At 70.6% G+C, this 13829-nt stretch carries 12 protein-coding genes and 1 pseudogene; 4 read left to right on the forward strand and 9 right to left on the reverse strand.

Annotated elements, in window-relative coordinates:
- The 9 genes and pseudogenes from QFW77_RS01500 to QFW77_RS01540 all read right to left on the reverse strand — a co-directional run.
- A pseudogene (locus QFW77_RS01500) lies at positions 1-219 on the reverse strand (hypothetical protein); the annotation flags it as partial.
- Positions 220-348: 129 nt separating this feature from the next.
- Positions 349-1068 (reverse strand): response regulator, encoded by a 720-nt coding sequence (locus QFW77_RS01505; protein WP_280572406.1) that lies wholly within the window; start codon positions 1066-1068, stop codon positions 349-351.
- Positions 1065-3758 carry an ATP-binding protein gene (locus tag QFW77_RS01510; RefSeq protein WP_280572407.1) on the reverse strand — a complete coding sequence of 898 codons (2694 nt, stop codon included), beginning with the start codon at positions 3756-3758 and terminating at the stop codon, positions 1065-1067. Before QFW77_RS01510 ends, QFW77_RS01505 begins: the two co-directional genes overlap by 4 nt.
- Positions 3759-3801: 43 nt before the next feature.
- Positions 3802-4416, reverse strand: a complete 615-nt coding sequence (kdpC, locus tag QFW77_RS01515; protein WP_280572408.1) for a potassium-transporting ATPase subunit KdpC — start codon at positions 4414-4416, stop codon at positions 3802-3804.
- Position 4417: 1 nt separating this feature from the next.
- The gene (gene kdpB / locus QFW77_RS01520; RefSeq protein ID WP_425603244.1) at positions 4418-6418 is read right to left on the reverse strand and encodes a potassium-transporting ATPase subunit KdpB; all 2001 of its coding nucleotides are present in this window, start codon (positions 6416-6418) and stop codon (positions 4418-4420) included.
- 126 nt (positions 6419-6544) lie between these two features.
- On the reverse strand, positions 6545-8284 hold the full coding sequence (gene kdpA / locus QFW77_RS01525) for a potassium-transporting ATPase subunit KdpA (protein WP_280572410.1): 1740 nt from the start codon (positions 8282-8284) through the stop codon (positions 6545-6547).
- Positions 8285-8333: 49 nt separating this feature from the next.
- A complete protein-coding gene (locus QFW77_RS01530; RefSeq protein ID WP_280572411.1) occupies positions 8334-8426 on the reverse strand; it encodes a potassium-transporting ATPase subunit F in 93 nt (30 codons plus the stop codon).
- An 11-nt stretch (positions 8427-8437) separates the two neighbouring features.
- Positions 8438-9166 carry a TorF family putative porin gene (locus tag QFW77_RS01535; RefSeq protein ID WP_280572412.1) on the reverse strand — a complete coding sequence of 243 codons (729 nt, stop codon included), beginning with the start codon at positions 9164-9166 and terminating at the stop codon, positions 8438-8440.
- 221 nt (positions 9167-9387) lie between these two features.
- Positions 9388-10281 carry a LysR family transcriptional regulator gene (locus QFW77_RS01540; RefSeq protein WP_280572413.1) on the reverse strand — a complete coding sequence of 298 codons (894 nt, stop codon included), beginning with the start codon at positions 10279-10281 and terminating at the stop codon, positions 9388-9390.
- Between the two features lie 97 nt (positions 10282-10378).
- On the opposite strand from QFW77_RS01540, the gene QFW77_RS01545 reads away from it, so the two are divergent.
- The 4 genes from QFW77_RS01545 (at position 10379) to QFW77_RS01560 (ending at position 13776) form a co-directional block, all read left to right on the forward strand.
- On the forward strand, positions 10379-11248 hold the full coding sequence (locus QFW77_RS01545; protein WP_280572414.1) for an SDR family oxidoreductase: 870 nt from the start codon (positions 10379-10381) through the stop codon (positions 11246-11248).
- 37 nt (positions 11249-11285) lie between these two features.
- Complete coding sequence (locus QFW77_RS01550) at positions 11286-11762, forward strand: SRPBCC family protein (protein WP_280572415.1); 477 nt, start codon at positions 11286-11288, stop codon at positions 11760-11762.
- Between the two features lie 40 nt (positions 11763-11802).
- Positions 11803-12870 carry an alkene reductase gene (locus tag QFW77_RS01555; protein ID WP_280572416.1) on the forward strand — a complete coding sequence of 356 codons (1068 nt, stop codon included), beginning with the start codon at positions 11803-11805 and terminating at the stop codon, positions 12868-12870.
- Positions 12871-13023: 153 nt separating this feature from the next.
- A complete protein-coding gene (locus tag QFW77_RS01560) occupies positions 13024-13776 on the forward strand; it encodes an SDR family oxidoreductase (protein WP_280572417.1) in 753 nt (250 codons plus the stop codon).
- The last annotated feature ends 53 nt before the right edge of the window (positions 13777-13829 follow it).

Consider the following 13829-nt stretch of genomic DNA (forward strand, 5'->3'; position numbering starts at 1 on the left):
CGACAGCGCCAGGCCGAGCGGAATGATCGCCATGCCGATCCACATCTCGGCCGTCATCGGCATGCCGACCATCTGCCAGTGCGTGTGCTGGCCCAGCATGAACATCGGGCCGTGCGAGAGCACACCCGCGGTGATCAGGGCGCAGCCCACCCAGAACGCGATGGGGTGGTGGAATGCAAAGCCGGCTCGACTCACGATGCTTCCGGAAGGTGCGCGCATGGTAGCGCCGGCGCCCCGCTTTTGGGGCGGCACTGCGACAGAAGCCTCGGCAAGCGCTTGCCGAGGTGCCGGGCGGTGCTCTCGCGCCTCATGTGTCCTAGTACGTCTTCGCTATCCGTGGATGCGACATCAGGAGACAGGGGCGGAGATCAGCCGAAGACCCACGCCTGGTTCGGTCTGTATCCATCGCGGTGACGCGGGATCGTCGCCCAACTTGTGCCGAAGCTTGCCGACGAGGATGCGCAGGTAGTGCGTGTCCTCGACGTGGGTCGGGCCCCACACCTCGCGCAGGATCTGCGGCTGGGTGACCACGCGGCCCGCGTGCCGGGCCAGTAGCGCCAGAACGGCGTACTCCTTGCGCGTCAGCGCGATGGGTGTGCCCGCCAACGTGACCTCCCGATGCGCGAGGTCGATGCGAAGCGTGCCGTCGTCGTAGACCGGCTCCATGCCGGCCGGCGCGGCCTGCGCACGCAGCAGTGCGCGTACCCGGGCCATGAGCTCCTGCACGCCGAAGGGCTTGGTGACGTAGTCGTTGGCTCCGGCGTCTAGCCCGGACACCTTCTCGTTCTCGCCGGCGCGCACGGTCAGCAGGATCACCGGCACGGCCGACCAGCCGCGCAGTTCCCGCAGTACCTCGTGGCCGTCGCGGTCGGGCAGGCCCAGGTCGAGGATCACCAGATCCGCGCCATCGGTCGCCAGCCGCTCCAGGCCGTCGGTACCCGATGCGGCCAGTGCCACCGCATACCCTTGCGCCCGCAGGCTGATGTCCAGGAAACGACGGATCTGCGGCTCGTCGTCGATGACCAGGATCCGCGCCGGGGGCGTCGCAGTTGAGGTGGGATCGGTCATCGGTCTGCGGGCGGCGGCGGGGGCTCCAGCCTGGGCAACACGATTCTAACGGTTGTACCCCGGCCGTCCGGCCCGGGCAGCGCCTCCACGCGGCCGCCGTGCGCGCCGATCATGCCTTGGCAGATCGCCAGCCCCAGGCCGGTGCCCTGGCGGCCGCGGTCGCCGCGCTCGACGCTGTAGAACATGTCGAAGATGCGCGTGCGCTCGTCGTCCGGGATGCCGGGGCCGCGGTCGCGCACGTCGATGCGCAGGTGCGGGGCGCCTTCGACGATCGCTTCGCGCGCGTCCACCATTACCGCCTCGCCCGCCGGGGAAAACCGCACGGCGTTCTCGAGCACGTTGAACAGCGCCTGCTCGACCAGCGCCGGATGCACCCACAACGGCGACAGCCCCGCCTGCACCTGAACCTCGAACCGCGCCTCCGGCGTGTAGCGCTGCAAGCGCGCGACCGCCGAGCCGATCAGTTCGTCCACGCCGATCCAGTCGCGGTTGAGTGCCAGGCCGCCATGGCCGAGCCGGGTCATGTCCAACAGATTCTGGATGTAGCGATCCAGGCGTTCGCCCTCGACGCGAATGGTGTCGAGCAGGTCGTGCCGGTCCTGCGCGCCGAGCGCCCGGCCGTAGGTGTCCAGCGTGCTGGCCGAGCCGATGATCACGGACAGCGGTGAACGCAGGTCGTGCGACACAGAGGACAGCAGCGCCGACCGCAGGCGTTCGGTTTCCGTACTGACGCGCGCGTCTTCCAGGTCCGCCACCAGCCGGGTGCGCAGCGCTGCCTGGGCGATGTCCTCGACCATGGCCTCGGCCAGCCGCCGTTGCTCGACGGTCAGCCGTGCGGGGTCCGCCGCGAAGTGCAGGGCGACCACACCGGGTGCGCCGGGCGACCCGGTGCCAAGGCGCAGCGGCAGGCACCACCAGGCCGCGCCGGCCAGGGTATCGGTGAACCGTCCCGCGGGTTGGCCGTGCGCGGCGGCCCAGTCGGCCGCGGCGCGGTCGGTCTGCGAGAACGCCGGCGCGCCGTTGCTTTCGCTGTGCGCGTCGCCGAGCTGGACCACCACGTCCGCCGCGAGCGCGGCATGCAACGCGTCGCGGCCCGAGCGCAGGACCTGCTCCAGGTCGGCTGCCGACGCCAGTTGCCGGCCCAGCGTCTGCAAGGTGGTCGCCTGCGCGTTGGCGGCGCGCAGCGCCAGCACCTGCATGCGCAGCTTGGCTGCCAGCCGGCCGGCCACCAGCGCGGCCACCAGGAACAGCAACACCGTGGCCACGCCCTGCCGCGCGCCGATATAGAAGGTGTAGCGCGGCTCGATGAAAAAGAAGTTGTAGGCCAGGAAGCACAGTGTGGCGACGATGACCGCGGCCACCATGCGCGTGCGCGAAGCTACCAGCACCACGGCCACAATGAACACCAGCGACAGGTCGGACAGTCCCAGCCAGCGCTCGGCCAGCGCCGCCAGAGCGGTGGCCGCGGTGGCTGCGGCGACGGCCCACGTCGCGTCGTGCCGACCGAGCCATGCGGCGCGGTCCGCTGATGCACGCCGCGAGCGCGCACGCACCTCGGGCGTACTGACAATGGTCAACTCGTAGTGGGCGCCGCGCTGCAGCAGCTGCTGGGTGAGGGTGCGGTTGACCAGGCGGGCGAACGGGCGCTCGCGGGTGCGGCCCAGCACGATCGTGCTGGCGCCGATGCGCCCGGCATGGTCGAGCAGCGCGTCGACGATGCTGACGCCGCTCAACGCCGCCGTGTCCCCGCCCAGCCGGCGCGCCAGAGCGAAGGCACGGTCGAGCTCCAGCTGGCGTTGCGGTTCGTTACGGCCGCCGGCCTGCACCGTGACCACGCTCCATGGGGCGTCGCTGCGCTCGGCGATCCGCCGCGCCACGCGCACCAGGTACTCGGATTGACCGCGACCGTCGATGGCCACCAGCACGCGGCGCCGGATGGGCGTACCGGGTAGGCCGCCTGCGCTGCGGGCCTCGCGCAGGTCCACGTCGACGCGGTCGGCGGCTGCCTGCATCGCCAGTTCGCGGAGCGCTGTCAGGTTGCCCGGCGAGAAAAACGCCGAGAGCGCCTGTTGCGCCTGCTCGGGCACGTACACCTTGCCCTGTTGCAGGCGTTCGATCAGCTCGCGTGGCGGCAGGTCCACCAGCACGATGTCGCGCAGCCGGTCGAAAAGCGCGTCGGGGACCGTTTCGGTGACACGCACGCCGGTGATCCGATGCACGACGTCGTTGAGGCTCTCCAGGTGCTGGATGTTGACCGTGGTGTAGACGTCGATGCCGGCGTCCAGCAGTTCGGCCACGTCCTGCCAGCGGCGCTCGTGGCGGCTGCCCGGTGCGTTGCGGTGCGCAAGTTCGTCGACCAGCGCCAGCTGCGGCCGGCGCGCGAGCAACCCATCCAGGTCCAGCTCCTCCAGCTTGCGCACCTTGCCGTCGGCTGGCGTGTACGCGAGTTGCCGGCGCGGCAGCTGCTCCAGGCCGTCCAGCAGCGCGGCCGTCTCGCTGCGCCCATGCGTCTCGGCGATGCCGACCACCACGTCCTGCCCGCGCCGCTGCAGGTCGCGCGCACGGGTGAGCATCGCGTAGGTCTTGCCGACACCCGGCGCGGCGCCCAGGAAGACGGTCAGCCGGCCGGCACGTTGCCGGCTCAACTGGCCGATCAGGGCGTCGGCGCGCGTGCTGCGGGGGTCGGTCATGGGTCGATTGTCGCTCGGACGCGCCAAGTCCGTGGTGCGCCGGTCAGCGCAGCGCGTCCAGTGCCAGGTTCAGGCGCACCACGTTGACCCGCGGCTGGCCGATCACGCCCAGCGTCGGCGCCTCGGTGTGGGCCGCGATCAGCGCCTCCACCCGCACCGGTGGCAGCCCGCGGGCGCGGGCCACGCGCGCGGCCTGCACGCGCGCCGTGGCCGGCGACACGTGGGGGTCGAGGCCCCCACCGGACCGGGTGACCATCTCGCCCGGGACCTTCCCGGCGGGGATGCCCTCGCGCGCGGCGACTTCGGCAACCGCGCCGTCGATGCGTGCGCGCAGGTCCGGGTTGCTGCGGGCCAGATTGCTGCCCGACACCGCCATGGGATCGTAACCGGCGGCGGAAGGCCGCGGACGGAAGTAGCCCTCGCCCACGAACGGCTGCGCGACCAGTTCGGATCCGCGCACCTGACCGTCGACCACGATGAGGCTGCCGGTGGCCTGGTGCGGGAACAGCACGCGGCCCAGGCCGGCGCCCAGCAGCGCGTAGAGCAGGCCGAAGCCCAGCAGGATGACGCCGGCGAAGGCGGTGGCGGCGCGCAGCGAGGCGCGCTCGTCCAGCGCACCGAGGCGCATCGGCCGGGCGGAGGGGGTGGAACGGTTCATGTCAGGCTCCCAGGGCCGCAAGGGCCAGATCTATCAGCTTGATGGCGGCGAACGGCAGCAACACCCCACCCACGCCGTAGACGAGCATGTTCCGGCGCAGCAGCGTGGTCGCACTGGCGGGACGGAAGCGCACCCCGGCCAGTGCCAGCGGGATGAGCGCGGGGATCACCAGCGCGTTGAAGATCAGCGCCGCGAGGACAGCGTTGGACGGGCTCGACAGCTGCATGACATCCAGCACTGCGAGCTGCGGGAGAGCGGCGGCGAACAGCGCCGGCAGGATGGCGAAGTACTTGGAGACATCGTTGGCCAGCGAGAACGTCGTCAACGCGCCGCGAGTGATGAGCTGCTGCTTGCCGACCTCCACCACCTCCAGCAGCTTGGCCGGGTCGGAATCCAGGTCGACCATGTTGCCGGCCTCGCGCGCGGCCTGGGTACCGGAATTCATCGCCAAGCCCACGTCGGCCTGCGCCAGCGCGGGGGCATCGTTGGTACCGTCGCCCACCATCGCCACCAGCCGCCCTGCCGCCTGCTCCTGGCGGATGCGCGCCAACTTGTCCTCTGGAGTCGCTTCGGCGATGTAGTCGTCCACGCCGGCTTCTGCAGCGATGGCCGCGGCGGTGAGCGGGTTGTCGCCGGTGATCATCACCGTGCGGATGCCCATCGCGCGCATCCGCGCGAAGCGTTCGGACACGCCGGACTTCACCACGTCCGACAACTCGACCACGCCCAAGGCATGGCGGCCGTCGGACACCACCAGCGGCGTGGCGCCGCTGCGCGCCACCGTCTCCACGCGCGCGGCCAGTTCCGCCGTCACCTGGCCCCCCCGTGCCTGGACGTGCCGCTCGATCGCGTCGCGCGCCCCTTTGCGGATCACGCGCGCGCCGCCATCCAGATCGACGCCCGACATGCGGGTTTGCGCGGAGAACTGCATGTAGCGGGCGTCGGCCGGATCCTGCAGCGGTTGGCCCTGCGACCGCGCCAGCTTGACGATCGACTTGCCCTCGGGCGTGGGATCGGCCAGCGACGCAAGCATGGCGGCTTCGCGCAGCTGCCCGGCATCCACGCCGGCCAGCGGATGGAACGCGGTCGCCTGGCGGTCGCCGTGGGTGATGGTGCCGGTCTTGTCGAGCACCAGTACGTCGACGTCGCCGGCGATCTCCACCGCCTTGCCCGACTTCGCCAACACGTTGGCCGACAGGGCGCGGTTCATGCCGGCGATGCCGATGGCCGGCAGCAGGCCGCCGATGGTGGTCGGGATCAGGCACACCAGCAGCGCGATCAGCAGCAGCGGGTCGAGCGTGGCGCCGACGAATCCGGCCAGGGCGGGCAGCGTGGCGACCACCACGAGAAAGGTCAGCGTCATCGCCGCCAGCAGCATCGTCAGTGCGACTTCGTTGGGCGTCTTCTGCCGGGAGGCGCCCTCGACCAGCGCGATCATGCGGTCGAGGAAGCTGTGGCCCGGCTCGGCGGCTACGCGGACGACGATTTCGTCCGACAGCACCCTGGTGCCACCGATCACGCCGGAGCGGTCGGTGCCGGCTTCGCGCAGGACCGGCGCCGACTCGCCGGTCACGGCGGCCTCGTTGATGGTGGCCATGCCCTCGACGATCTCGCCGTCCGCCGGCACGAACTCGCCGGCGGAGACGACGACGTGGTCGCCAGGTCTAAGGGCGGCGGCAGGCACGCGCTCTTCGCTGCCGTCAGGGCCATCGCCCGGGCCGTCCTCCAGGCGCCGCCGGGCGACGAGGTCGCGACGTGCGGCCCGCAGCGAGGCTGCCTGGCCACGGCCGCGCGCCTCGGCGACGGCTTCGGCGAAATTCGCGAGCAGCACGGTCAGCAACAGCACTGCGGTGACCGCGCCGCCGAAAGCGAGCCGGCCCGGCATGGCCACGGTGATGAGCGCGGCCAGCAGCGTGCCCAGCAGGACGACGGCGATGACCGGATTGCGGATGGCCTGGCGCGGGGCGAGCTTGCGCACCGATTCGATGAGTGCGACGCGGATGGCGGCACCGTCCGCCGCCGCAAGCGAGTGGCGGCGCGCAGTGCCCAGGTGGGGGGTGGTGTCGTTCACGGAGTGGGTCCTCGAGGCGCGCCGGCCCGAGCGCCGGCGCGCCTGGATGCGGTTCGATCAGGAGGTCGGATACAGGGTCAGGTGCTCGGCGATGGGGCCGAGGACCAGCACGGGCATGAACTGCAGCACCGTCAGCACCACGACCACGGCGACCAGCGTCAGTGCGAACGTCGGCGTTTCCACGTGCAACGTGCCGGGGCCTTCCGGCGCGACGCGCTTGCCGGCCATGCGGGCGGCGACCGCGAGCGGGATGATCAGTGCCGCATAACGGCCCAGCGCCAGCAGCAGCACGCAGGTCAGGTTCCACCACACCGTGGCGTCGCCCAGTCCCTCGAAGCCCGAGCCGTTGTTGGCGAACGCGGAGGTGTACTCGTAGAAGACCTGGCTGATGCCGTGGAAGCCCGGGTTCGAATTGCCCGTCAGCGCAGGGAAGGAGAGCGTGATCGCCGTCAGGCCCAGGAGCGCGCTCGGCTGCAGCAGCACCAGCAACGCCAGCAGGCGGACCTCGCCGGCTTCGATCTTGCGGCCGAACAGCTCGGGGCTGCGGCCGGTCATCAGCCCGGCGAGGAACACCGCCAGCAGCAGGTACACCAGGAACTGTTGCAGGCCACAGCCCACGCCGCCCCAGATGCCGTTGATGAGCATGTTGGTGATCGCCACGCCGCCGGTGAGCGGGGCCAGCGAGTCGTGCATGGAATTGACCGAGCCGTTGCTGGTCTGCGTAGTCAACGCGGCCCACAGGGCCGATGCGTCGGCACCGAAGCGCACCTCCTTGCCTTCCATCAGCGCGATGTCCGCCGCGGTGGCGGAGTGCCCCTCCGACCAGACCGCCACGCCGGTGGACGCCGCCGACATCAGCAGCATCGTGCCGAACACCAGGGCGGTCAGTTTCCTTCGCCCGGTAAACGCGCCGACCATGAAGGTGAGCGACACGGGAATCAGGATGAGCGCCAGGGTTTCCAGCAGGTTGGACAGCGGCGTGGGGTTTTCGAGCGGCACCGAGCTGTTGGGTCCGTACCAGCCGCCGCCATTGGTGCCCAGTTGCTTGACCGCGACCATCGGCGCCACCGGGCCGAGCGGAATTGACTGCGACGCCATGCCGGCGGCGGCATCGATGGGCGTGGCCACCGGGGCGGCCTGGAGCGTGGACGGCACGCCCTGCGAGGTCAGCAGCAGCGACCACATCAGCGCGAGCGGCAGCATGAAGCGCACGCTGGCGCGGGTGACATCGACCCAGAAGTTGCCCAGGTCGCGCGCCTGATCGGGCGTGGCGGCCGCCGATACGGAGTCGGGCTGGCCGCTGGCCCGCGCCGCCATCTCCCGGCGGCCACCGAAGAGGCCACGCAAGGTCGCCACCACCAGCGCCAGGCCCATCATCGGCGTGACGACCTGCAGGCCGACGATGCCGGCCATGTGCGACAGGAAGCTCAACTGCGCCTGCCCGGAATAGTGCTGCTGGTTGGTGTTGGTGACGAACGACACCATCGTGTGCAGCGCCGTGTCCCAGCGCATGTTGGCGGCGCCATCTGGATTCAGGGGCAGCCAGCCCTGGGTCATCAGCAGCACCCATACGACCACGCCGACCGCCAGGTTGCTCAGGAGGAACGCCTTGGCGTAACCGCGCCAGTCCATGCCGCGAGCGGGCTCCGTTCCAAGAAGACGATAGATGCCACGCTCGACCGGACCGAATACCCGGTCCAGGCACGAGGCGTCGCCCCGCATCACCCGGGCGAGGTAATGGCCGAGTGGCCAGCCCAAGGCGGCCGCGAGGGCGAAGACAATGAGGATCTCGATCATGGTTGGGGTCTCGTGCGTGCACGCGGCCAGGCAGACGCCGCGCGGGGGCTCAGAAGTCCTCGGGCCTGAAAATCACGAACAGCAGGTAGCCGGCCGCGAGGACAACGCTGGCGATGCAGGTCAGGGCAAGCCATCCGGGCATGTCGGGTCACCTCAGAAAGACGCCTGCAGCGCCGCTTCGATGCGGTTGCCGGCAGCGGATTCGCCGAAGAGACGTTCGGCGGACGAGTCGGTGGCGTGGGCGGTCACGCGAAGCTCGAAGGGCACCTTGAAGGTCCAGATCGCGCTCGCCTGGCCGTGCCAGTAGCTGTCGTCGTATGCGTCGTACAGCGCGTAGCGGCCCGCGGCCAGCTCGAGCGCCAGCGTTTCCCCCACCGGCCAACGCACGCCGGCCTGCGAGTACAGGCCGTCGCCTTCGGCGCCCAGCGCCTCGGGCGACCAGCCAAATGCGGCCCAGTAGCGCCCGGCGTAGGTCAGCCTTCCGTTGAGCTCCGTCCAGTCCAGGTCGACCTCGGTGGACGGGTAGCGGTAGTGCAGGACGTTGACGTCCATGGCCCAGTCGCCCGCGATCGCTCCCGACCAGCCGACGGCGACGTCGAATTCGGTGCTGGCGCCGCTGCCCGGGAACTCGACGTTCGAGCCCCACGCCGAGGCGTACAGGCCGGAGTCGGACGCGATCGACGCGCCGGCCTGGACGGCCGGATCGCCCTGGGTCTGCGAGGTGCCGCGCCAGACGTAATCAGTGGTGAGGCCGGCCGATCCGCCCAAGGACGACGCCTGGACGGCGCCGCACACGGCGAGCAGCGCGAGGCCGGTGCACGTATCGAGAAGGAGATCGGAGCGGCGCGTGGCGGCGTCGCCGTGAAGGGCGGATGGGCGCATGACGGAAACGGGATGGCGCGGCCGGTCGGCCACAGGGAAAGTCTCGGCGCCATCCCCGTAAAGTCGCCATGTCGCAACGCAGTGCGGACCATAAACTCTGCGTAAACATTGGGTTCAGTAGTTCCCACAGCATGCGCGGCGCCGGGACAATCCAGCTGAGGTGACGCCCGCCAGTGGCCGGAAGCGGCCGCCGAGTCGCAGCCCTCGAACGCGCCAGCCCGCTACCCTTCGACGTAGGCGGAGAGCTCCTCGGGCACGCCGAGCGGGAAGGCTTCCTTCAGGAACTCCAGGAACGCCGAGACCCGGGTACTCAGCAGGCGCCGCGAGGGGTAGAGCGCCCAGATCTCGATCGGGCGCCCCTTCACGTCGCCCCAGTGGGCGAGCGCGCCCGAGCGCAGGTCGCCCGCCACCAGCGATAGAGGAAGTACGGCCGCGCCGATCCCGGTGCGGACCGCATCGCGCATCATGATCAGCGATGCCAGGCGCAGGATCGGCTCGATCCGGACCTGCAGGTCTCCTTCCCGGGTCGCCAACGCCCAGGCCGACTGCGTGCTCGACGCGCGCACGACCGCGGCAACCGGTTCGGCATCGTCCACCGGCCGTTGCAGCGCCGGGCCGGCCACCGCCACCAGGCGGTCGTGGAGCACGATGCGCCCGATCAGGTGTTCGTTGGGGTCGGGATTGACCCGGATCACCAGGTCGTAGCCCTCTTCCACCATGTCGACCGCCCGGTCCTCGGTGGTGATCTCCAGGCGCACCTCCGGATAGCGCAGCGCGAACTCGGCGGACAGTTTGCCCAGCGCGATCTGGGAGAACAGCAGCGGCGCGCTGATCCGCAGCTTGCCGCGCGGGGTCTGGCCCCCCGAGGCGATCGCGGTGGTCGCTTCGCCCAGTTCGGTGAGCAGGGATTCGGTGCGCTCGAACAGGGCCCGCCCCTCCTGGGTCAGCCTGAGGGCGTGGGAGCCGCGCTCGAACAGGCGCACCCCCAGGCCCGCTTCCAGGTCCGCCACCCGCCGGGACAGGGTGGCCTTGGGCCGTTCCGCCGCCCGCGCCGCCCGGCCGAAGCCGCCATGCCGCGCCACCAGGTTGAAGTCGGCCAGGGCCAGGAGGTCCATGTGTTCCACCAGCGAGACAGGTGGTCCAAGTATATGGGCTATCGGCCCGCTCGTGGATCAACAACCATGGGTCTCCCAACCAACACGGAGCACTCCCATGACCATCCTCGTCACCGGCGCCACCGGCACCATCGGCCGCCACGTCGTAGAGCAGTTGACCCAGCGCGGCGCCGATGTGCGCGCCCTCGTCCGCGACCCGGCCAAGGCCGAGTTCCCCGCCGGCGTGTCCGTGGTCCGGGGCGACTTCCTCGACGTCGACGCCCTGCGCAGCGCCTTCGACGGCGTGTCCACGCTGTTCCTCCTCAACGCCGTGGTGCCGGACGAATTCACCCAGGCGCTGATCGCCCTGAACCTGGCGCGCGAGGCGGGCATCGAGCGCATCGTCTACCTGTCGGTCATCCACAGCGACGTCTACGTGAACGTGCCGCACTTCGCGGGCAAGTTCGGGGTCGAGCGGATGATCGAGCAGATGGGCTTCAACGCGACGATCCTGCGCCCGGCCTACTTCATCGACAACGACCTGACGGTCAAGGACGTCGTGTTCCAGCACGGCGTGTATCCCATGCCGATCGGCAGCCAGGGCCTGGCGATGGTGGCCGCGAGCGACATCGGCGAGATCGCCGCGCTCGAGCTGCTACGCCGCGAGGCCTCGCCCGCGCCGCTGCCCACCGAAGTGATCAACGTCGTCGGCCCCGACACCCTGACCGGCAGCGACGTCACGGAGATCTGGTCCGACGTGCTCGGCCGGCCCGTCGTGTACGGCGGCGACGACCCGGCGGCCTTCGAGCAGAACCTCCGCCAGTTCATGCCGCCCTGGATGGCCTACGACATGCGCCTGATGAGCGGGCGCTTCCTTACCGACGGCATGCGCGCCGAGCCGGGCGACCTCGAGCGGCTCACCACGCTGCTGGGCCGGCCGCTGCGCAGCTACCGCGCCTTCGCCTCCGCGCTCGCCGCGGCGGCCTGAGCTTCGCGCGCCCTCTTCTGCAGACAAGGAGTTCGACATGATCCATTCGACCGCCACCGTTCCGGTGAACCCGGACGGCGCCACCCCGCTCACCCGCGAGCAGGCCTGGAAGGGCCTGGAGCTGAAGGCGCGCGATGCGCGCCTGTTCCTCCCGCCCGGCCTGTGCACCCGCTGCGACGTGGTGCAGGAGAGCGCGACCCACTTCGTGCGCGAAGCCACGATCGCCGGTGCCGATCTGCGCGAGATCATCGCCCTCGAACCGCAGAGCAAGGTCACCTTCTTCCAGGCCACCGGGCCGCGCGAGGGCGCCATTGTCAACGCGCTCTTCGAGGACCAGCACGGCGAGCTCCAACTCCGCTTCTACTGCTACCTCGGGCTGCGCGGCAAGGCGCCGGGCGGCCCCGAGGAACGGGCCGAACAGCAGCAGTTCGACAGTGAGGACAAGGGCTACAGGGCCGCGCTGCTGTCGACGCTGGCACGCACCCGCGAGCTGCTCGCCGCGGGCCGGCTGTGAGCCTCCCCCCTTTCATCGTCCAGCGACAAGGAGAAACGACATGACCGACGTCTGGTCCCCGATCCAGGTCGGCAACCTGCAACTGCCGCACCGCCTCGCCATGGCGCCGATGACCCGCAGCCGGGCCAGGCCCGACGGCACGCCCGGCGCGCTGGCGGCCGAGTACTACGCGCAGCGCGCAACCATGGGCCTGCTGGTCACCGAAGGCACCCAGCCGTCCGAAGACGGGCAGGGCTATCTCAACACGCCTGGCATCTACACCGACGCCCACGTGGCCGGTTGGAGGAAGGTAGCCGACGCGGTCCACCAGGCGGATGGCCGTCTCTTCATCCAGCTCATGCACGTCGGCCGCAGGTCCCATCCGCAGAACACGGCGCACCATCGCCAGCCGGTCGCGCCCTCGGCGATCGCCCCCGGCGAGAACATGTTCACGCCCCAGGGCATGCTGCCGGTGCCCGAGCCCCGCGCGCTGACCACCGCCGAAGTCCGGCAGACCGTTGCCGATTTCGCCCACGGCGCGGCGCGGGCGGTCGAAGCGGGCGCGGACGGCGTGGAGATCCACGGCGCCAACGGTTACCTGGTGCACCAGTTCCTCGCGCCGAACGCCAACGCGCGAAACGACGCATACGGCGGTTCGCTCGAGAACCGGGCGCGGTTCGCACTCGAGGTCGTACAGGCGATCGCCGCCGCGATCGGTGCCGGGAAGACGGCGATCCGCCTGTCTCCCGGGCTCGCTACGGGGGGCATCGTCGAAGGCAACGACAACGACGATCTCTACCGCCACCTCGCGGCGGAGTTCGACAGGATCGGCATCGCCTATCTGCACGTCCTGCATACCGGCAACGATGCGCTCCTGGCGGACATCCGCCGCGCCTTCGGCGGCGTGCTGGTGGTCAACCGCCCGGGCCGCACGCGCGAGCAGGTCGGGGCCGACGTCGCGGCAGGCGTCGCCGACATGGAAGCCCTGGGCACCATGGCGCTCGCCAACCCGGACCTGGTGGCCCGCCTAAAGGCAGGGGCGGCGTTGAACGCACCGCGGGTGCCCCTGTTCTACGCCGGCGGCGGCGCCGAAGGCTACACCGACTACCCCGTTCTCGATCGCGGCTGACCGGTCGACGGCGCACGGCGCCGTCCCAGCCCCAGCGTCGTCCGCGCCACTCACCCACACGCTCCGGCACGGCACGGCTGCCGCCGGGCATCTCATCGATAGCGGCCGACGCGAGCGTGGCTCGCTCGGTCGCCCACCTGAAGGAATCGCAACATGAAGACCACAGGCAACACCATCCTCATCACCGGCGGCGGCACGGGCATCGGCAGGGCGCTGGCGCATCGCTTCCACGACCTCGGCAACACCGTGATCATCGCGGGCCGGCGGATGCAGCCGCTGGTCGAGGCGATCGGGGACCGGCCGAACCTCCATGCGCTGACGTTCGACATGGACGATGCCGCCAGCGTCGCGGCGTTCGCCCAGAAGCTCGTCGCCGAGCATCCGTCCGTCAACGTGCTGTTCAACAGCGCCGGCATCATGCGCATTGAAGGGCCGCCCGACAGGTCCCGCGACCTGGGCGACGCGGAAGCCTCCATCACCAGCAACCTGCTCGGCCCCATCCGGGTGACCAACGCCCTGATCGAGCACCTGGGCCGCCAGCCCGATGCGGTCATCGTCAACGTCAGCTCGGGCCTGGCCTTCGTGCCGCTGGTGATCGCCCCGACCTATTCGGCCACCAAGGCCGCCATCCACAGCTACACCGAGTCGCTCCGTGCGGTACTGAAGGGCAGGATCGAGGTCATCGAGCTGGTGCCGCCCGCGGTGCGGACGGACCTGACCCCGGGCCAGAGGACCAACGAGCGCTTCATGCCGCTCGACACGTTCGCCGACCAGGTGCTCGCGCGCTTCCAGCAGTCGCCCACGCCGCGCGAGATCCTGGTGGAGGGCGTCGGCTTCATGCGCAACGCCGAGGCCGAGGGCCGCTTCGACGAGACGCTGGCGGCGATCAACCCGTTCCTCGCGTAGCGCGGGGCCGGTCTGCCGAAGGCATCGGGCGCCGAAACCCGGAGGTTTCGTCC

This window comes from Luteimonas endophytica, assembly GCF_029887875.1.
GTDB lineage: Bacteria > Pseudomonadota > Gammaproteobacteria > Xanthomonadales > Xanthomonadaceae > Luteimonas > Luteimonas endophytica.

Coding starts and splice junctions, on each gene's coding strand:
- QFW77_RS01540 (WP_280572413.1), bottom strand. CDS start 10,281: ATGGACCTCCTGGCCCTGGCCGACTTCAACCTGGTGGCGCGGCATGGC.
- kdpA (WP_280572410.1), bottom strand. CDS start 8,284: ATGATCGAGATCCTCATTGTCTTCGCCCTCGCGGCCGCCTTGGGCTGG.
- QFW77_RS01555 (WP_280572416.1), top strand. CDS start 11,803: ATGACCGACGTCTGGTCCCCGATCCAGGTCGGCAACCTGCAACTGCCG.
- QFW77_RS01545 (WP_280572414.1), top strand. CDS start 10,379: ATGACCATCCTCGTCACCGGCGCCACCGGCACCATCGGCCGCCACGTC.
- QFW77_RS01505 (WP_280572406.1), bottom strand. CDS start 1,068: ATGACCGATCCCACCTCAACTGCGACGCCCCCGGCGCGGATCCTGGTC.
- QFW77_RS01550 (WP_280572415.1), top strand. CDS start 11,286: ATGATCCATTCGACCGCCACCGTTCCGGTGAACCCGGACGGCGCCACC.
- QFW77_RS01510 (WP_280572407.1), bottom strand. CDS start 3,758: ATGACCGACCCCCGCAGCACGCGCGCCGACGCCCTGATCGGCCAGTTG.
- QFW77_RS01560 (WP_280572417.1), top strand. CDS start 13,024: ATGAAGACCACAGGCAACACCATCCTCATCACCGGCGGCGGCACGGGC.
- QFW77_RS01530 (WP_280572411.1), bottom strand. CDS start 8,426: ATGCCCGGATGGCTTGCCCTGACCTGCATCGCCAGCGTTGTCCTCGCG.
- kdpC (WP_280572408.1), bottom strand. CDS start 4,416: ATGAACCGTTCCACCCCCTCCGCCCGGCCGATGCGCCTCGGTGCGCTG.
- QFW77_RS01535 (WP_280572412.1), bottom strand. CDS start 9,166: ATGCGCCCATCCGCCCTTCACGGCGACGCCGCCACGCGCCGCTCCGAT.